This is a genomic window from Nocardia sp. NPDC058176 (assembly GCF_042883805.1).
Taxonomy (GTDB): domain Bacteria; phylum Actinomycetota; class Actinomycetes; order Mycobacteriales; family Mycobacteriaceae; genus Nocardia.
In genome coordinates, this window is sequence record NZ_JBHVVA010000004.1 from 244,754 (window position 1) to 262,443 (window position 17,690).

18 protein-coding genes and 2 tRNA genes are annotated in these 17,690 nt (G+C 68.9%); 9 read left to right on the top strand and 11 right to left on the bottom strand.

Annotated features, from left to right (window positions below; translation table 11 throughout):
- Position 1: 1 nt before the first annotated feature.
- On the bottom strand, positions 2 to 400 hold the full coding sequence (locus ACFVVM_RS22460; protein ID WP_387621461.1) for a winged helix-turn-helix transcriptional regulator: 399 nt from the start codon (positions 398 to 400) through the stop codon (positions 2 to 4).
- A 62-nt stretch (positions 401 to 462) separates the two neighbouring features.
- On the opposite strand from ACFVVM_RS22460, the gene ACFVVM_RS22465 reads away from it, so the two are divergent.
- Positions 463 to 1,317: an SDR family oxidoreductase gene (locus ACFVVM_RS22465; protein WP_387621464.1), complete on the top strand. Its 855-nt coding sequence runs from the start codon at positions 463 to 465 to the stop codon at positions 1,315 to 1,317.
- Positions 1,318 to 1,438: 121 nt separating this feature from the next.
- Here the strand turns inward: ACFVVM_RS22465 and ACFVVM_RS22470 are convergent, their stop codons facing one another.
- The 3 genes from ACFVVM_RS22470 to hisC form a co-directional block, all read right to left on the bottom strand.
- A complete protein-coding gene (locus ACFVVM_RS22470; RefSeq protein WP_387621466.1) occupies positions 1,439 to 2,203 on the bottom strand; it encodes a PRC and DUF2382 domain-containing protein in 765 nt (254 codons plus the stop codon).
- A 150-nt stretch (positions 2,204 to 2,353) separates the two neighbouring features.
- A complete protein-coding gene (locus ACFVVM_RS22475; RefSeq protein WP_387621469.1) occupies positions 2,354 to 3,463 on the bottom strand; it encodes a nitric oxide synthase oxygenase in 1,110 nt (369 codons plus the stop codon).
- Positions 3,464 to 3,653: 190 nt separating this feature from the next.
- Complete coding sequence (gene hisC / locus ACFVVM_RS22480) at positions 3,654 to 4,730, bottom strand: histidinol-phosphate transaminase (RefSeq protein WP_387621471.1); 1,077 nt, start codon at positions 4,728 to 4,730, stop codon at positions 3,654 to 3,656.
- 89 nt (positions 4,731 to 4,819) lie between these two features.
- Here hisC and ACFVVM_RS22485 point away from each other — a divergent pair, with 89 nt between their 5' ends.
- From ACFVVM_RS22485 to ACFVVM_RS22495, 3 genes are all read left to right on the top strand, one after another.
- Positions 4,820 to 5,557 carry a dienelactone hydrolase family protein gene (locus ACFVVM_RS22485; protein WP_387621474.1) on the top strand — a complete coding sequence of 246 codons (738 nt, stop codon included), beginning with the start codon at positions 4,820 to 4,822 and terminating at the stop codon, positions 5,555 to 5,557.
- Positions 5,558 to 5,650: 93 nt separating this feature from the next.
- Positions 5,651 to 5,740: transfer RNA gene (locus ACFVVM_RS22490), tRNA-Ser, on the top strand.
- Between the two features lie 34 nt (positions 5,741 to 5,774).
- Positions 5,775 to 5,847: transfer RNA gene (locus tag ACFVVM_RS22495), tRNA-Arg, on the top strand.
- Between the two features lie 38 nt (positions 5,848 to 5,885).
- Here ACFVVM_RS22495 and ACFVVM_RS22500 read toward each other — a convergent pair.
- The gene (locus ACFVVM_RS22500; protein ID WP_387621477.1) at positions 5,886 to 6,323 is read right to left on the bottom strand and encodes a DUF4189 domain-containing protein; all 438 of its coding nucleotides are present in this window, start codon (positions 6,321 to 6,323) and stop codon (positions 5,886 to 5,888) included.
- 83 nt (positions 6,324 to 6,406) lie between these two features.
- Positions 6,407 to 7,453: an isopenicillin N synthase family dioxygenase gene (locus ACFVVM_RS22505; protein ID WP_387621480.1), complete on the bottom strand. Its 1,047-nt coding sequence runs from the start codon at positions 7,451 to 7,453 to the stop codon at positions 6,407 to 6,409.
- Positions 7,454 to 7,598: 145 nt separating this feature from the next.
- Between ACFVVM_RS22505 and ACFVVM_RS22510 the strand changes: the two genes are divergently transcribed.
- A complete protein-coding gene (locus ACFVVM_RS22510) occupies positions 7,599 to 8,789 on the top strand; it encodes a nitrate ABC transporter substrate-binding protein (RefSeq protein ID WP_387621483.1) in 1,191 nt (396 codons plus the stop codon).
- 6 nt (positions 8,790 to 8,795) lie between these two features.
- On the opposite strand, the gene ACFVVM_RS22515 is transcribed toward ACFVVM_RS22510, so the two are convergent.
- The 3 genes from ACFVVM_RS22515 to ACFVVM_RS22525 form a co-directional block, all read right to left on the bottom strand.
- Positions 8,796 to 9,521, bottom strand: coding sequence for a maleylpyruvate isomerase family mycothiol-dependent enzyme (locus ACFVVM_RS22515; protein ID WP_387621486.1), 726 nt, complete (start codon positions 9,519 to 9,521; stop codon positions 8,796 to 8,798).
- A 144-nt stretch (positions 9,522 to 9,665) separates the two neighbouring features.
- Entirely contained in the window at positions 9,666 to 10,061 is a 396-nt protein-coding gene (locus ACFVVM_RS22520) for a RidA family protein (RefSeq protein ID WP_387621488.1), read from the bottom strand.
- A gap of 52 nt (positions 10,062 to 10,113) precedes the next feature.
- Positions 10,114 to 10,827 (bottom strand): DUF998 domain-containing protein, encoded by a 714-nt coding sequence (locus tag ACFVVM_RS22525; RefSeq protein WP_387621490.1) that lies wholly within the window; start codon positions 10,825 to 10,827, stop codon positions 10,114 to 10,116.
- A gap of 148 nt (positions 10,828 to 10,975) precedes the next feature.
- Here ACFVVM_RS22525 and ACFVVM_RS22530 point away from each other — a divergent pair, with 148 nt between their 5' ends.
- Positions 10,976 to 11,104: a hypothetical protein gene (locus ACFVVM_RS22530; protein ID WP_387621492.1), complete on the top strand. Its 129-nt coding sequence runs from the start codon at positions 10,976 to 10,978 to the stop codon at positions 11,102 to 11,104.
- Positions 11,105 to 11,157: 53 nt separating this feature from the next.
- Here the strand turns inward: ACFVVM_RS22530 and ACFVVM_RS22535 are convergent, their stop codons facing one another.
- Both ACFVVM_RS22535 and ACFVVM_RS22540 read right to left on the bottom strand, forming a co-directional pair.
- Complete coding sequence (locus tag ACFVVM_RS22535) at positions 11,158 to 11,607, bottom strand: very short patch repair endonuclease (RefSeq protein WP_387621495.1); 450 nt, start codon at positions 11,605 to 11,607, stop codon at positions 11,158 to 11,160.
- A 104-nt stretch (positions 11,608 to 11,711) separates the two neighbouring features.
- Positions 11,712 to 12,845, bottom strand: coding sequence for a DNA cytosine methyltransferase (locus ACFVVM_RS22540; RefSeq protein WP_387622320.1), 1,134 nt, complete (start codon positions 12,843 to 12,845; stop codon positions 11,712 to 11,714).
- A 533-nt stretch (positions 12,846 to 13,378) separates the two neighbouring features.
- On the opposite strand from ACFVVM_RS22540, the gene ACFVVM_RS22545 reads away from it, so the two are divergent.
- From ACFVVM_RS22545 to ACFVVM_RS22555, 3 genes are read left to right on the top strand one after another with little or no spacing between them, the layout of a single operon-like run.
- On the top strand, positions 13,379 to 15,130 hold the full coding sequence (locus ACFVVM_RS22545; RefSeq protein ID WP_387621497.1) for an ABC transporter ATP-binding protein: 1,752 nt from the start codon (positions 13,379 to 13,381) through the stop codon (positions 15,128 to 15,130).
- The gene (locus tag ACFVVM_RS22550) at positions 15,127 to 16,986 is read left to right on the top strand and encodes an ABC transporter ATP-binding protein (protein WP_387621500.1); all 1,860 of its coding nucleotides are present in this window, start codon (positions 15,127 to 15,129) and stop codon (positions 16,984 to 16,986) included. Before ACFVVM_RS22545 ends, ACFVVM_RS22550 begins: the two co-directional genes overlap by 4 nt.
- A 49-nt stretch (positions 16,987 to 17,035) precedes the next feature.
- On the top strand, positions 17,036 to 17,653 hold the full coding sequence (locus ACFVVM_RS22555; protein ID WP_387621502.1) for a putative glycolipid-binding domain-containing protein: 618 nt from the start codon (positions 17,036 to 17,038) through the stop codon (positions 17,651 to 17,653).
- Positions 17,654 to 17,690 lie beyond the last annotated feature (37 nt).

Sequence of the window (17,690 nt, forward strand, 5' to 3'; positions counted from 1 at the left end):
TTCAGCTGATCCGCGCGGCGCTCGGCGCCCGCAACGCCACGATCTCCTCGGCGTGCGCCCCCACCCAATCCAGTAGTCCGCGCAGCTGTTCGGCCAGTTCGTGCCCCATCGGGGTCAGCTCGTAGGAGACGCGTGGTGGGACAGTGGGTTCCACGATGCGGATCATCAGTCCGTACTCGGTGAAGGTGCGCAGGTTCTGCGAGAGCATCTTCTCGCTGATGCCGCCGATCCGGTCGCGCACGATGTGGAACCGCATCGGCCCGTCGCGCAGGGCGGCCAGGATCAGTACGCCCCAGCGGCTCGTCACCTTGTCGAGGATGGTGCGGGCGGGGCAGTCCTTGTCGAATACATCACGTCGCGCGCCCGTGGTTCGTGCGTTGTCCGGGACACCTACCGCCATGACCTGAGCTTACCCAGAGGTAGGCCCTTTCCAGAAGTAAGCCCGATTCGTACCGTCGAGGCATGGTCGAATCCAGCAGAATCCTGGTGATCGGGGCAACCGGTCACGTCGGCGGTCAGGTGGCCGCGCAGCTCCTCGCCACGGGCAGCGCGGTGCGGGCGCTCGTCCGAAACCCCGGTGCGGCAGCACTACCCGCGCAGGTCGAGATCGCGCCGGGTGACCTGTCGGCACCGGACACCCTGCGTGCGGCGCTCGACGGCGTCGACGCGGTTTACCTGACCTGGCCCATGCTGTCCGCCGAGGTCGCGAAGGCGGTGATCGGCGTCATCGCCGAACGGGGGCGCCGTATCGTCCTGCTCTCCTCGGCAGCGGTCGACGACGCCCTCGACGAGCAGGACAACCCCGTCGGTCGCGCCCACGCGGTCATCGAACAGCCCATCCTCGATTCCGGCCTCGAGTGGACCTTCCTGCGCCCCCACGGATTCGCGACCAACACCCTCGAATGGGCCCCGCAGATCCGCACCGGAAACGTCGTGCGTGGCGCGTACGGCAAGGCGACGATGCCGCTGCTGCACGAAGCCGACATCGCCGCGGTCGCGGTCGAGGCGCTCACCACCGACGGCCACGCCGGTGCGCGCTACGAACTGACCGGCTCGGCGGCACTGAGCCGGATCGACCAGGTCGAGGCCATCGGCGCGGCGCTGGGCCGACCGCTGCGCTGGGAAGAGATCGATCCGGAATCGGCGGTCGACGAGATGCGCTGGCTGACACCGGAAATCGCCCGCTTCGTCCTCGGCGGCCTCGCCGCACTGACCGAGACCCCGGGCGAGCCGACCGCCACGGTTCGCGAGGTCACCGGCGCACCCGCCCGCAGCTATCAGCAGTGGGCGATCGACCACCGGTCCGACTTCGCGTGAGCACCTGAACGCGCCCCAGCCGAGCATTGTCGGCTGGGGCGCCTCGCGACCATCGGGTGACGAGGACCAAACAAGCGACGGCCCAGGTCAGGACCGAGATGACCCGTCCTGCGTTCGACGGCTACTGACGGCGGGGATCGTCTTCCACCCCTTCGGTTTCCACGCGCTCCTTGCGGACCGTGCCGGAGACCTCCTGCTCGTCGTCGACCTCGTCGACCGCCAAGCGCACCCGCTCCACGGGAACGGCTTCCTTGTCGACGTGCACCTGGTCGGCGTGCAGGACCACCTCGCGTTCCTCCTCACCGATATCGGCCTGCCGGCCGGCGCGCTCGCCGGTGATCGGCTCCCGTTCGACGTGGACCTCTTCGTGCGTCGTCGGCACCGTGAAGGTCTGCTCCTCGGTGACGACGTACTTGCGCAGCCGGGCGGTGCCGACCTCCTCGCTCTCGGTGTCCACGCGCAACCGCTCCTCCGACCGCACGATCGAGTCGTCGGCACGGTTGCCATGGGTCATCGGCGGATCCTCGTCAGGCCGAATCTGCTGACGGCCGTAGGTGTTCCACCCCGCCGCTCGCGGGTCGACGTGATAGTGCGCGAACAGTTCCTGCTCGGCCTCCGGACTGATCCGGCCGCCCTCGTCGAGATGCGGCGCGGACTTCACCTCGCTCTTGTCGACCCGAAGGCGCAGCACGTCCTGGTCGGGCTGGTGCTCGGCGCCGGCCAGCGGCACCAGTGAGTCGCCGTGGAACAGGCCGGTCGAGACCGAGGCCCAGGTCGGCGAGCCCGACGAGTTCTCCAGATAGATCTGCTTGACCTTGCCGATCTTCTCGCCGTGCGCGTCGTACGCGGTGGCGCCGATCAGCGAATCCAAGGTTGCTCTGCTCATGGTGATCCCTCCTACCGGGCGCGGAGGACACCGATTCCGGACGCGATGGGTCCAGCTCACGGGCTCCGCTGGGTTGATGGTGATCAGCTACGTGGCAGCAAATACCCGGACGGTTCAGGGTCAAACACTCCCGGTCAGGGCCGGGTTCGCTCAGTCCCTGCGGACGAAGTTGGGGCGCACGTCCAGGTCGGGCGGGTCGTAGTAGCGATGGAAGGTGGGCGTGAGCCCGGAGGAGATCGGCGGGTTGACCCAGCTCCAGTCGGTGGGGCAGGTCCGGCCCGCGGATTCCTCGCGTTGGACGTGATCGCAGAACTGCTTGGCGACCGTGTGATGGTCCACCATGTGCACACCGGACGTGCGGAAACTGTGCAGGACAGCGTGATTCAGTTCGATCAGGGCCTTGTCGCGCCAGAGGGTGCGCACCGAGGAGGTGTCGAGCCCCATCATGTCGGCGATCAGCGGGAGCATGTTGTAGCGGTCGGTGTCGCTGAGATTGCGCGCGCCGATCTCGGTGCCGACGTACCAGCCGTTGAACGGGGCGAAGGAGTAGCTGACCCCGCCGACCTCGAGATCCATGTTCGAAACCGCGGGCAGCGCATGCCATTTCAGGCCGAGCCCGGCGAACCACGGGTAGTCGGGGTGGCTCAGTTCGACCTCGCGGACCAGTTCACGCGGGACCTCGAAGTACTGCAGTTCCTCGGTGGGCGTGCTGATCAACACGGGCAGCACGTCGAAAGGGGTGCGCTCGCCGTGCCAGCCCAGCGCCAGCGCCTGCTCGGTGGCGGCGATATTGGCCGGATCGCCGGTGACGGTGCCGTCGCCGTTGCGGTAGCCGGCGTAGCGGATCAACTGCGAACTCTCGATGCGGTATTCGGCACCGCCGGGTTCGCGCGGTGGGCCGACCGTGATCATCGACTGGATGGCGCCGCCATTGGTGGCCAATCGCATGTGCTGCCAGCACACTTCGGACAGTTCGCGCGCGGTGGTGACCCGGCGCGCGTCGAGGAGTTTCAGTGACCGCCAATGTTTGCGGCCCACACAGCGAGCGTGGTTGCGCCAGGCCAGTTTCGCGCCGATCAGGATCTCTTCGGCGGTCTGCCGGTAGGTGCCGGTTTCGCGCAGTTCGGCGAGTGCGCCGAGGCGTCGCTGGGTGGGTAGGTGCCCGAGTTCGGGGTTGCGGAAGAACTCGTCGCATTCGCGCAGCCGACGGTCCAGCGCGGTGTCGGGGGCGGCGGCGACCAGTTCGCTCGCGTCGTTCAAAGCGGTTGCGGTGGTGCGTTTTTCACAGACAGCAGGGCGAGAGCGTTGGTTCACGGTACATCTCCGGTCGGGCAGCGGGGTCCACCGAAATCAGCGTGGGATCAGCCTACGACCGGTGTGCTGACAGTGTGCTCGAAATCGCGGTAATGCCACCCGGACTCACGTCAAGGGATGCTGACCGTGTGCCGGCCTAACGGAATCGGGCGGCCGTTTCCGGTGCCGTGGCGAAGGCGAGGAACTGGTCGTTCTCGTGCGGATCGCCGATCGTCACCCGCACACCGTCGCCGGCGAACGGCCGGACCAGCACCCCCGCGGCCGCACTGGCCTCGGCGAATTCAACGGTGCGCGCACCCAGCGGCAGCCACACGAAATTGGCCTCGCTCGGCGGCACCGCGTAGCCCGCGGCGAGCAACGCCTCGCGCACCCGGCCGCGCTCGGCCACCAGCAACTCGGTGCGATCGAGCAGCTCGCCGCGTGCCTCCAGCGACGCGATCGCGGCCGCCTGCGCCACCCGGTTCACGCTGAACGGGATGTGCACCTTGAGCAGCGCGGTGATCACCTCGGGCGCGCCCACCGCGTAACCGACGCGCAGCCCGGCCAGGCCGTAGGCCTTCGAGAAGGTGCGGAGCACGACCACGTTCGGCCGGGTCCGCGCGATCTCGACGCCGTCGGGACGCGTCTGCGGGGTCAGCCGCAGGTATTCGTAGTAGGCCTCGTCGAGCACGACGAGCACGTGCGCGGGCACCCGGTCGAGGAACCGTTCCAGTTCGGCGCGCCCGTGCGCGGTGCCGGTCGGGTTGTTCGGGTTGCAGACGAAGATCAGCTTGGTGCGCTCGGTGACCGCCGCGGCCATCGCGTCCAGATCGTGCAGGTGGCCCTCGGTCAGCGGCACCGTCACCGCGGTGGCATTACCCACCTGCGTGACGATCGGGTACGCCTCGAACGAACGCCACGCGAAGACCACCTCGTCGGTGGGGGCGTCGCAGGTGATCTGCACGAGTTCCTGACACAGCGCGACACTGCCGCAGCCCACCGCGACCTGGGCGACGGTGACGTCGAGGAACCGCGCCAGCGCGGTCCGCAGCTCGGTGACCTGGTTGTCCGGGTACCGGTTGGCCTGCTCGGCGGCCTCCGCGATCGCCTTGGCGGCGCTGGGCAGCGGGCCGAAGGTCGTCTCGTTGGACGCGAGCTTCACCGCATCGGGGTGGTTACGGCCGGGAACATAGGCCGGGATGGTGGCGAGGTCGGGCCGGATGTGCGCTGTCACGCCTCCACCCTACGATGATCGGCCGCCGCGACGCGCGGCGCGGCCACCAAGCCCTACCCAAGTCCAGTTCCGCCGCCTACGCTGGGTTTATGCCGGGCACTTATGACGATGTCGCCCCACTCCGGTCGGTGGAGCCCACCGCCGAGGCGCGCGGCGTGGACACGATCGGATCCGCGAGCCGCACCGGCGTGCCCATCACCGTCGTCGAGCCGGAGCGCGTGGCCCGCGGTGGCATCGTCGTCCTGCACGAATCCAGGGAGTTCTCACCCCAGTTGCGCGAGCTGATGAAGTCGCTGGCGTTCGAGGGCTGGATCGTCGTCGCCCCGCACCTGTTCGATCGCATCGCCGACGAGGAGGTCGGCCAGGTGTTCGGCGATGACCTCTTCGACGATTTCGACGCGGGCTTCGACTGGCTCACCCGTCGCGGGGTCTTCCCCGACACCATCGGCGTCCTCGGTTTCGACACCGCGGGCACCGCCGCCTTCCTCGTCGCCACCAACCGCCCGATCGGTGCCGCGGTGAGCGTGGCCGCGCCCGGCATCATCGAGCCGCTGCCGGACCAGAACACCGCCCTGGTCGACGTCGCCGCCGATCTCCAGGCGCCCTGGCTCGGCCTGTTCGGCGCCGACGACCCGGCCACCCCGCCCGAGACCGTCGACCGCCTCCGCGACGCCACCGCCCGCGCGAATGTGGCCAGTCTCACCATCAGCTACTCCGGCCTCGGTCACCGCGTCGATCGCCCCGACCCCGACGACGATGCCGCCGCCGCGATCCAGATCGACTCCCAGACCCGCATCTACGACTGGTTCGACAGCAACTTACGCTGATTGACCAGGCGTTTTGGACTACCAAGACTGCTCGTGTAATCTTCATTCCCGGCGGTTCGACAAGGACCGGTGCCCTCGAAAGAGAAGGCTCCAGGAGGCGTGCCAGAGCGGCCGAATGGGACTCACTGCTAATGAGTTGTCCCTTCACGGGGACCGGAGGTTCAAATCCTCTCGCCTCCGCCACACCCCGGTTCGCCGGGCAACAACTGAACACCATGCGCCCGTAGCTCAACGGATAGAGCACTTGACTACGGATCAAGAGGTTAGGGGTTCGAATCCCTTCGGGCGCACAAAGAATCGGCCCCCAGCAAATGCTGGGGGCCGTTTCTCATTCGGGTTGTTCGGGTCCGAAGGATTCGATGGCGCCGATGCCGAGGGCGGCGTCCTGGCACACCGATCTGACCACCCTTGGTTGTGGGCCCGAGTTGACGCCGACGGCGTTCGCCGCGGCTACGCCACGGGTGGTGTCACGGGCCCACGACCAGTTGTTGTTCGTCGCGCGGGAGACGGCGGCGCAGAGGCCGCTGGCGGCGGTGACGAACGCCTCGCAGTCGCTCTTCTTGCAGGCCTTCTCCGCGGCCCTCTCAGCGGCTCGCTGACTCGGGTAGTTCCACGACGCAGCCGTCGCGCCGGTCTTTTTCGAGATGGCGATCGAGGCGTAGAGGGTCGGGCCGGCCGACGCGGGGGCGGCGGCTACGGTGGCTCCGATGCTGGCGAGTGCCACGACCGAGACGAGCTTGATACCAAGTGCAGCAAGAGATTTCATGCACATGATGATCGGCTGGGTCGGTTGTGGAATTCTTGGCGGCGGCTATCGGCCGCCGCCGACTTCCAGGCTGCAGGGGTGGATCAGGTCGGGGTCGCGGCCAGGACTCGGGCGGTTTCGCGGGCGGTGGGGGCGGGGGTGGCAACGCCCTTGAGGCCGGCGACCTTGGCGGTGATGTTCTCGGCGACGGTGATCGGGGGGTAGCCCTGTTCGCCGGGAGCGAGGGTGCCGGGGAGGGGTTCGATGACGGCGTCGTGGTTGCCGTCGAAGAAGAAGGCGGCGGAGCGGCGGCGGCGGATGTGGCCGTTGATGATCGGTGGGTCGACGCGGTGGATGGTCGACATCCAGCGGTCGTTGGTCCAGCGGGCCATGGCGTCGCCGAGGTTGATGAGCAGGGCGTCCTCGGCGGGTTGGACGTCGTGCCAGTGGCCGTGTTTGTCGAGGACCTGGAGGCCGGGGACGCGGTCGGCCCACAGGATGGTGAGGATGCCGAAGTCGGTGTGCGCGCCCATGCCGGTCATGTCGCCGTCGAGGCGCAGTTCGCCCTCGGGCAGGGCGTAGTTGTTCATCTTCAGCGCGTCGATGGAGTGATCGGTGAGGGTGTCGAAGTGGTCGGCGGGCAGGTGCAGTGCGGCGGTGAAGGCGCGCAGCAGGATTCGGGACAGCTGCTGGGCGTGGGCGAAGTAGGTGTCGATCGCGGGTCGGAAGCCGGGTGCCGCGTCGGGCCAGTTGTTGGCGGCGTAGGAGGACGCGGGCAGGTCGAGCTCGGGGAAATCGGCGGACTGGGTGCCGACGATGAACGCCTCGTAGAAGTCGTTCATCTGGTTCGCCGTCGGCAGGCCGAGGCTCAGGCTCAGGGATTCCGAGCGCGGCGGCGAGTAGCCACGGTTCTCCGAGGTGGAGCGGCGGTAGCGCTTCTTGACCTCGAGCGGGAGCGCGAAGAACTCGTCGAGGGCACCGGTGAGTCCGGCGATCGCGTCGTCGGGGATGCCGTGGCCGACGATCTGCATGAAGCCGACCTCGCGGCAGGCGGTGTCGATCGCGGCCGCGACGGCGGCCCGGGCAGTGTCGTCGGCGTCGGTGCGGAACGCGGTGATGTCGATGGTGGGTACGGCGAAGGCTGGAGTCATTCCTCCACGGTCCATTGCATGTATTGCCTGTGTATTACGGGATTGTAGGAAGTTCAGACATGTAGTGAATGTGTAACGCTCGCGAAACGACCCAGCAGTTGCATGTAGACGTCGTGCAGAACGACACGACTGCGAGGAGATCGACATGCTGAACGACCGATACCGTCCCCGGGCCCGCAGGCGCGCCGCGGCAACGGGAGCCGCCCTGCTCACGGCGCTGCTCGCCGTCGCCGGTTGTGGCAGCGACACCGCCGATCAGGAGGGCGCGGCCGTCGCGCTCGAACCCGCCGCACCCGCGCAGACGCTACGCGGGGTGTGCCCGGACACCGTCACCATTCAGATGCAGTGGCAGCCGCAGTCCGATCAGGGCGGGCTGTTCCAGCTGCTCGGGCCCGGCTACCGCGTGGACGAGGAGACCAAGTCGGTCGAGGGCCCACTGGTCGTCGGGGGCAAGGACACCGGCGTGCGGTTGCAGCTGCGTGCCGGCGGTCCGGCGATCGGCTTCCAGTCCGTCGCCTCGCGCATGTACGTCGACGATTCGGTGACCCTCGGTGTCGTGCACGGTGAACAGGTGATCGCGGCGAGCGCGGCCAAGTCGGTCGTCGCCGTCACGCCACTGCTGAAATACAGTCCCTCCATTCTGATGTGGGATCCGGCGAGTCACCCGGACTGGCACTCGATCGCCGACATCGGTCGGTCGGACGCTCCGGTGGTGGTGTCGAAGGAGCAGATCTTCCCGCAGTGGCTGGTGGCCAAGGGGCTGCTGAAGCAGTCGCAGATCGACACCGGATACGACGGCGCGCCCGCCCGTTTCGTCGCCGACCCCACGATCGCCCAGCAGGGCTTCGCCAGCGCCGAACCCTATGTCTACGAACACGAGGCGCGCGCGTGGAACAAGCCGGTCGCCTACGACCTGATCAAGAACGTGGGCTTCGACACCTACGCCTCCAATGTCACCGTGCGCGCCGACAAGATCGACGGGCTCACCTCGTGCCTGGAGAAGCTGGTGCCGATCATCCAGCAGTCCGGCGCCGACTTCGCCGCCGCGCCCGCCGACACCAATGCCAAGGTCGTCGACATCGTCTCCCGCACACCGGCGTTCAATCCCTATCCCGCCGGTCAGGCGGAGTTCGCCGCGAAACAGCTCACCGAACTCGGCCTGCTGGCCAATGAGGACGACGGCTCCTTCGGGACCTACGACCTGTCCCGCGCTCAGCGCAATCTCGACGAACTGCGGCCCATCCTGGTCGCGGGTGGTGCGGCGATCCCGCCCGCGCTGACGGCCGAGGAGATCTTCACCAACCGGTTCACCGACCCGAAGATCGGCATTCGCTGACGGTCGCTATTTCCAGGCGGGCAGCGGTGGCAGCGGCCCGGTGAGGTCGCTGCCCGAGCTGCGGCCGAGGAGCCAGGCCAGCAGGGCCGAGGCCGGGCCGAGGACGGTGTGGTGCGGGCGCCCGGGGCCGACGGTGGCGATGAAATCGGTATCGGTGGACTGGATGTCGAAGGTGGGGGTGGCTTCGGGGAGCACCTTGGCGGAGAGGTCGGTGATGGCTTCGGGAAGCAGGCGGGCGACGAAGGCGGCCGGCCAGTCGGCGGGGGTGTAGCCGACATCGAGGTCGACGTGGTGGATCTCGGTCTCGCGCAGGCGCATCCACGGGACCTGGTCGGCGGTCAGCTCACCACCCTGGCGATTGCGGACCAGCGCGTGCCATTCGGCATCGGACATCGTGCCGGCGACCGCCTGCCAGCGGTGCGCCGAGGCGGTGAAATCGGCGTGCTGCACAGCCAGCGAGCGGGGTGCGCCCGCGGCGATGTCGGCATCGCGCACGGCGACGCTCGGATACTGCGGGATCTCGATGCCGGTACGCGCCCACAGCAGCAGGTTCAGCAGGCTGTCGGCATTGCGGGACATGTGGGCGAGGACATGGCCGCGCGTCCAGCCGGGTAACTGGGACGGCTCGGCCAGCGCCGCGTCGGTCAGGGTGCCGATCGCGGTATCGAAGCGCGCGGTGGAGGCGGCGACCTGGGTGAGCAGGTCGGTAGGAGTAGCCGTTTCGCTGGTCACGGGATCGAGCGTAGTTGTCCGGCTCTGCCCACATCGCCGTTCACGCCGGGTTCGAAACCTGCCTGTGGATAACCGCGAACCTGTGGACAACTGTGCGATTTTCGCCATCGACGGCCGGATCCGGACGCGGCGGCGTGTGAGGATTCAGCCAGCGATGATCGCGTCGGCCTCGATCTCGACCAGCAGGCCGGGGGCGATCAACGCGGCGACCTCGTACATCGAGGCGGCCGGGCGGATCTCGCCGAACACCTCGGCATGCGCGGCAGCCACCTCGGGCCAGCGGGAGATGTCGGTGACGAAGATCCGGGTGCGCACCACATCGCCCAGACCGGCCCCCGCCTGCTCGAGCGCGGTGCCGATCCGGGCCAGAACCTCGCGGGCCTGCGCGCCGATGTCGTCACCGCCGACTGCGCCGCCACCGGGCACAGCGGCGGTGGTGCCACTCACGACGACATGGTTGCCGACCCGCACTGCCCGCGAATAACCGACGACATCTTCGAAATCGGAGGCAGAGGAAATGTTCACCCGAGTTGTGGTCACGACAGCAAGAATGGTCCACCGTGTGGTGGGCGGCAATTCGATATCGGCGAGGTCATCGAGGATCCGGCCGATCCTCACGCGGGTGATCGTCGGCTCGCTGCCCGGCTTCGGTGTACACGGCGGCGGCCAGGGCGAGCAGCCACACCGACATCGAGCCGACCTGGATGCGCTGGGCGATGCCGAGCGCGTGGCTGCCGGGGAGGTTGTCGGCGACCAGCATCCAGATGGTCGCCGCCGACCCGAGGACCAGTACGCAGGCACCGAACTCGCGCAGGATGCGCCAGCGGTGATAGCGGAAGGCCGCGGCGCTGAAGGCGAAGGCCGCCACCGCGATCGAGGTGACGGCGAGCGAGCTGGTCAGCGCGTGCGGTTGGTGCAGCTGCGGGAACAGGCCGCTGTCACCGCCGCACGTGCTGTCGCCGGGAGCGCAGTTGCGCAGGGGGAGCAGCGCGTCGGCGATGGTCGAGGCGCCGAAGCACAGCAGCGCGACCCAGCCGATCGTGGTCAGCCGGCGGCGCGGGAAGACGAGCAGTCCACCCACCGCCGCCGGGATCAGCAGCAGGCCGGACAGCTTGTCCGCGGTCGCGAACACCGCGCGATACGGCTTGCCCTCGGCGTCGAGTTCGCTGAGGAAGTCGTCGACCGGATCGGTGTGGACCGGCAGCACGAACTCGAGCACCCAGGACGAATAGCAGAGCCCGGCGAGTGCGATCGCGAGCGCGATCAGCAGCGGGTAGCCACGGGTGCGCCGCGCGGATTCGGTCACACCGACCATTGTGCGGCCCGGTGCCGACCTGCGGGTTCACCGGTGGATCGGGCGCGTCGGCGGCTGCTGCGTGGTTTCATCACAGTGCGCACAGGTTGCTGTCAGGTTCACCGGGCAGGCTGGTTACCGAAACGATCGGGAGGTCCAGATGAGCTACGTGATCGCACTGGCAGGGTTCGCCACGGTGCTGGCGATGGCGGTGTCGAGCTACATCGCGGCCAACGCGCCACGGTCGCTGGTCCGGGTTCGCGTGCACAGCGACCCGCGTCGTCGCTGACCACCGGCCTCGGCCGAGCGCTCCGACCTCGGCTGATCCGTGCTCCGGCATGGTTATTGCCGCCCGGCTCCGCCGTCGCGAGCCGGTTTCTCGACAGCGCCGCGCCGCGACGATCCGGCCACGGGGTGCTCGCGGCACTCGCGAACCAGTGCGCCGATCTGTTCGGCGGCGGCCAGCGGGTCCTCGTGTTCCCACACCCGAACCACCTGCCAGCCCGCGGCGATCAGCGCGGCGTCGGTAGCCCGGTCACGGGCCACATTGCCCGCCAGTTTGTCGGCCCACCACTGGGCGTTGTTCTTCGGATCGGTGGCGTGTTCCGGGCAGCGATGCCAGAAGCAACCGTCGACATAGACCGCCACTCGCTGGCGCGGAAACACCACATCCGCGCGGCGGCGCTGTCCCTTGATGGGCGGGCGATCGACGTAGTAGCGCAGGCCCGCGCGATGGAGTTCGCGGCGCAGGGCCAGCTCAGGAGCGGTGCCGGTGCGGCGTTGCTTGGACATACGCGCCCTGGTCGCGGCATCGATGGGTGCGGGACGGTTCGAGACCGCCGGGGTCGAGGGCGCTGGAGACTCGTCCGAAGGCCGGTCGACGCCGCGCCGCGCGCTCATGCCGCCCAGCCGCCCATGCGGTCGAGGTGGTCGCGGACATTGTCGAGAAAGCCGGGCGGAAACCGCAGATTGCCCATGGACGTGCGGCGCAGGAAGCCCGCGGTGGCGCGGGGCGAGAGCAATCGGGGGTCGGTGAGGAAGTTCTTCAGGTCCTCGTAGGGCTCGTGGACCGGCCAGGTCGACAGCGGCACGCGATGCACCACGCCCGCCCGACCCCAGGCCGCGGTCGGCCACGGTTGGCCGGGGCGCAGCGGCTCGCCCTCGGTGAGCGGTGTGAGCGGCGCGGCCAGTCGCTCGCCGACCCAGTTCGCCATCCGAACGCTCACCGCATTGCCCACGAGCTTCCAGCGATGTCCCTGCCGCACGCCGGGCACGTCGAGGGCGGGCGCGGTCCACTCGGCGTCGAAGCCCTGTAATCGCTCGCCGTCGACGATGCCCGGCGTGACGATCTCGCCCGCGGGCAGCCGGACCGCGGGCGGACTGGCGATCCCGAGACCCGAACCACCTTTGAGGGTCGGCACCGCGTTCACCGCCCAGCCGAGGCCGCGCACCCCCTCGGTCCAGTAGAAGCCGCATGGATCGCGGTCGGGGTCACCGTAATCGCGGGGGCCGGCGTCGTCGCCGAACAGGACCGGACGTGGGTCCTCGGTCCGCGAGGCCAGCATCAGCACGCGCTGACGCCGCTGGGGCAAACCGAACGCGCGGCCGTCGACGACCCGGTACGCCCACATGTATCCGAGTTCCTCGAGCGCGGTGGTGATGTGGCGCATCGCCGCACCGCGGCCGAGTTGCAGCATGAAGGGGACGTTCTCGATCAGCAGCCAGCGGGGGCCGCGTTGCCGCCGGACCAACCGGAACACTTCGTCGACCAGACCCGAACGGCGCCCGGTGATCCCCGCGGTCCGGCCGGCCTGCGAGAGATCCTGGCAGGGGAAGCCGGCGGCGACGAGTTCGGTTCCGGCGGGGAGGGAGCGCAGCCGGGTGATGTCGCCGTGCAGCGGGGTGTCGGGGAAGTGGGCCGCGAGCACGCCCTGCGCGCCGGGGTCGATCTCGCACAGCAGCTCGGTCGACCAGCCGTTCCTGCCGAGGCCGAGTTCGAGTCCACCGATCCCGGCGAACAACCCGACCATCCGCGTCAAAAGAACTCCCTGTGTTTTTTGGAGCGCGGGCGCGCTCGAGTTCGCGCCCCCTTGGGGCCCACCGATCAGCGGCCCGCTACTCGCGCCTGCGGCGCATTGTATCGGGCCGCTGATCGGTGGGCCGGGCGCGAACGAGGCCTCCTCGAGGTCGGCTGCTCCGGTGGTAGGGAGTGCACGGGGCGCGGGTTGTCTTCGGAGGTCGGATGTGGCCGAGTGCGCGGTTCGTCCGGCGTAGTCGGGGTCGTGTTGCCGGGTGGTGTGGATCGGGACCGGTTGTGGCTGGTGGGGGTGGGTTGAGCCTGCTCCGGGCGGCCGGAAAATCGGTGGCTCCGGGATGGGGTGCGGTGCCACTCTTGTTGAACCGACTTGTCGGACCCCGGTGCGAACATCACTGGGCGTCCGTTCCGGAAACCCACCATCCATCGGGCACAAAGGGGGAGCTTTTGTCTGTCACGTTAGATCTGGCGGCGGCCGATACGGAGGCCGACAGACCAGGTCCGATCGCACCGAAATCGACCGGGGGAATGCGGTCGCTGCGGCGGTTCCTGCCCTATCTGCGCAAGCATCGGGTGCCGCTGATCGCGGCCAACGTGCTCGCGATCCTCGCCACCGGTACCGCGATCGCCATTCCGCTGGTGATCGCGGGTGTGGTGGATGGGCCGATCGCGCGCCGCGACTTCGTCGGCCTGCTCCTGCCGGTCGGGCTGATCTTCCTGCTCGGTTCGCTCGAATCGTTCGGCATGTGGGGCAGACGGTGGCTGGTGTCCAAGCCGTCGACGCTGTTCGAGATCGAGATGCGGGCCAAGCTGTTCACCCAGCTGCAGGCGCTGTCGATCGGGCGACACGACGGCTGGCAGTCCGGCCAGCTGCTCTCGCGCGCGATCGACGATCTCGCGGTGATCCGGCGGTTCGTGGCCTTCGCCGGACCGTTTCTCGTCGTCCACAGCGTGGTTCTCCCGGTCGGCCTGTTCGCGCTGTTCGCGATGAACTGGCAGGTCGGGCTGATCTTCACGGTGCTCTCGCTGCCGCTGACGCTGTTCTGTGTGCGGTTCGTGCGCCGGTTCGAGGTGGCCTCGCGGCGCTCGCAGGACCAGTCCGGTGATCTGGCGACCATCGCCCAGGAGTCCGCGCAGGGTGTGCGGGTGCTCAAGGCGCTCGGTCGCGGCCGGTTCTTCGGCGCGCGCTTCACCGCACTCTCACGCGAACTGCAACGCACCGAACTGGAGAAGGTGCGCCTCGACGCCACCCTGTGGGCGGCCATGGTGGTGCTGCCGACGGTCGCGATCGCGATATCGCTCGGTGTCGGCGGCTACGCGGTGGGCCAGGGCACGATGACGCTCGGCACGTTGGTCGCGAGCATCACGCTGGCCACCTTCTTGCAGTGGCCGATCATCTGGACCGGTTTCCTGCTGTCGGAACTGTTCGAGGCGCGCACCGCCGCCGACCGGTTCTGGGAGATCATCGACACCCCGCTCGACATCACCGACCCGCCGCGCCCGGCGCGACTGCCTGCCGGATTGCGTGGCGAACTGGTCATCGACGGGGTCCGCTTCGGCTACCCGCGCGCCGACGACGGACCGGAACACGTTGTGCTCGAAGATGTCTCGTTGCGCATCCGGCCGGGGGAGACGGTCGCGCTGGTCGGTGCCACCGGCAGTGGCAAGACCGCGCTGCTGGAACTGATCCCTCGGCTCTACGACGTCGACGCGGGCGCCATCACCATCGACGGCATCGACATCGCCACCCTGCGACTGGCCGACCTGCGCCGGGTCGTGACGGTGGCTTTCGAAGAGCCGGTGCTGTTCTCGGCCAGCGTGCGCGAGAACGTGGCACTGGGCGATCCGCGCGCCACCGACGCCGATGTGCGCCAGGCGCTCGACATCGCCCAGGCCACCGAGTTCGTCGATGCGCTGCCCTGGGGACTCGACACCAGGATCGGCGAGCAGGGCATGAGTCTGTCCGGTGGGCAGCGGCAGCGGCTCGCGCTGGCCAGGGCGGTGCTCATCGCCGACACCGCCGCCGAACGCGGCCGGATCATGGTGCTCGACGATCCGCTCTCGGCGCTGGACGTGGAAACCGAAGAGCGCGTCCAGGATCGGTTGCGCACCGTCCTCGCAGGCGCCACCACGCTGCTGGTCGCGCACCGGCCATCCACCGCGGCGCTGGCCGATCGCGTCGCCCTGCTCGCCGACGGCCGGATCGTCGCCGAGGGCACGCACGAGAAGCTGCTGCGCGGCAACAGCCGCTACCGCGAACTGATGGGAGGTGAATCATGACGACGAGCACGAAGCCGCCGGAAAGCACGGCGCCGCAGGAGGAATCCGATCTAGCGGCCGACTGGCGCGGCATCGCCAAGGAGGACGACGCCGTCACCGGTACCGGAAACCTGGTGCTGGCCGGGCGATCCCGGAAGCTGCTGCTCGACCTGGTGCGGCCCTACCGCAAACAGGCCGTGCTCACCTTCGTGCTGATCCTGCTCGACAACGCGGCCAAGGTGTCGCTGCCGCTGTTCGTCGCCTACGGCCTCGATCACGGCATCAGCCAGGGCCGACAGGGCAACTGGGTGCCGATGATGCAGACGGTCGCCGGCTTCGTCGCGGTGACCGTGCTGTCCGGTGTCACCACCTTCTGCTTCCTGCGGGCTTCCGGGTCGCTCAGTCAGCGGGTGCTGTTCGACCTGCGGGTGCGGGCGTTCCAGCACACGCAGAAGCTGAGCGTCGCGTTCCACGAGAAGTACACCTCGGGCAAGGTCGTCACCCGGCTCACCAGCGATATCGAGGCCCTGCAGGAACTGCTCGAAGGGGCGCTGAACCAGGCCTTCGGCGCGATCCTGTCCGTGGTCACCATCGCGATCCTGCTGGTCTGGCTCGACCCGCTGCTCGCCTCGATCGTGCTGCTCGGGTTCGTGCCGCTGGTGCTGGTCACCCGGTGGGCGCAGCGGCGGCAGCGGGCGGGCTACCGGCGCACCCGTGGCGCGATCGCCCGCGTCGTCGTGCAGTTCGTCGAGGCGATGAGCGGGATGCGGGCGGTGCAGGCGTTCCGTCGCGAAGCCCGCAACCAGGAGGTACTCGGCACCGAGGACTCCGAGTACCAGCGGGCGACGACCACGGCCATCCGCGGCATCGGCGACTACGTCGGCCTGTCCAACTTCATCGGCAAGCTGACCACGGTGATCGTGCTGCTGGTCGGTGCCTGGCAGGTGATGGAGGGCAATCTGGCGATCGGCGTGCTGGCCGCCTACCTGCTCTACCTCGACCAGTTCTACGGTCCGCTCGACGAACTGGCCCAGGTGTTCAACTCCTACCAGTCCGCCGCGGCGGCGCTGGAGAAGATCTCCGGCGTGCTCGAGGAGGAGCCCTCGGTCGCCGAACCCGAGGACCCGCGCACCCTCGACAAGGCCACCGGCGCGGTGCGGATGGATCAGGTCTGGTTCGGCTACAACGACATCTCGGTGCTGCCCGAGTTCGACCTGGACATCCCGGCCGGTCAGGTGGTTGCCCTCGTGGGCGCCACCGGCGCGGGCAAGTCGACGCTGGCCAAGCTGCTCACCCGGTTCTACGACCCGAGTGGCGGCACGATCACCCTGGACGGGGTGGACCTGCGCCGCTTGGTCGACACCGAGCTGCGCAGGCACGTCGTGATGGTCACCCAGGAGGCCTATCTGTTCTCGGGCACCATCGCCGACAACATCCGGCTCGGCCGGCCCGACGCGACCGACGCCGAGGTCGTCGCCGCCGCACGGGCGGTGGGGCTGGACGCCTTCGTCGACCAGCTGCCCGACGGGTACGCCACCGATGTGCGTACCCGCGGCGGCAGGCTCTCGGCGGGGCAGCGTCAACTGGTGGCCTTCGCGCGGGTGTTCCTGGCCGATCCGGCGGTGATCGTGCTGGACGAGGCCACCTCCAGTCTCGACATCCCGGGCGAGCGGCAGGTCCAGCACGCGCTGGAAACGCTGCTGCGCGACCGGACCGCGGTGATCATCGCGCACCGGCTGTCCACCGTCGCCATCGCCGACCGGGTGCTGGTGCTCGACGGCGGCCGGATCGTCGAGGACGGTGCACCGCGGGAGCTGATCGCCGGGCAGGGCCGCTTCGCCGGGCTGCACGCCGCGTGGCGGGATTCGCTGGTCTGATGGCCCCGTGTTGTACAGCGGTGGGGCCGGTGTCGCTTACCGTAGAGAGGTGACGACCCCAGCCCCGGGCCCGGCCGCAGGCCCCACCGAGAACCGACCACCCTCCCGGTGGCCGTCGGTACTCACCTGGCGTGCCCACGACAACACCCGGATGGAATCGGTGCGCGTCACGGTGAACGGCAACCGGATCAGGGCGGCGGGCCGGATGATCGGCAGCGCGAGTAGCGAACACCCGGCGTTCAGCGCCTCCTACGATCTGGTCACCGACGAGGCGGGCGCCACCAGGCGGTTGTCGCTGCGCACCACCACCGCCGCCGGTGAACGCCATGCCTCGATCTCGCGCGACGAGGAGAACTACTGGCTCGTCGACGCGGGCGGTTCGCACGTGCGCTCCACCTTCGCGGGCGCGCTCGATGTGGACGTGGTGCTCAGCCCGTTCTTCAACACGCTGCCGATCCGCCGGTTCTGTCTGCAGAACGCCGTCGGTGACGTGCAGGTCCCCGTCGTCTACGTGCGCCTGCCCGATCTGCTGGTGCAGGAGGCCGAGCTCACCTACTCGAGCGCGGCCGACGGCATCAATGTGCTCTCGCCGGTCTCGAGCGCCACGCTGACGGTCGATCCGGAGGGTTTCGTTCTCGACTACCCGGGGCTGGCCGAGCGGGTCTGACGCCGGAGCTTCTGGCGCGGAACAGGATTCGCCGTGC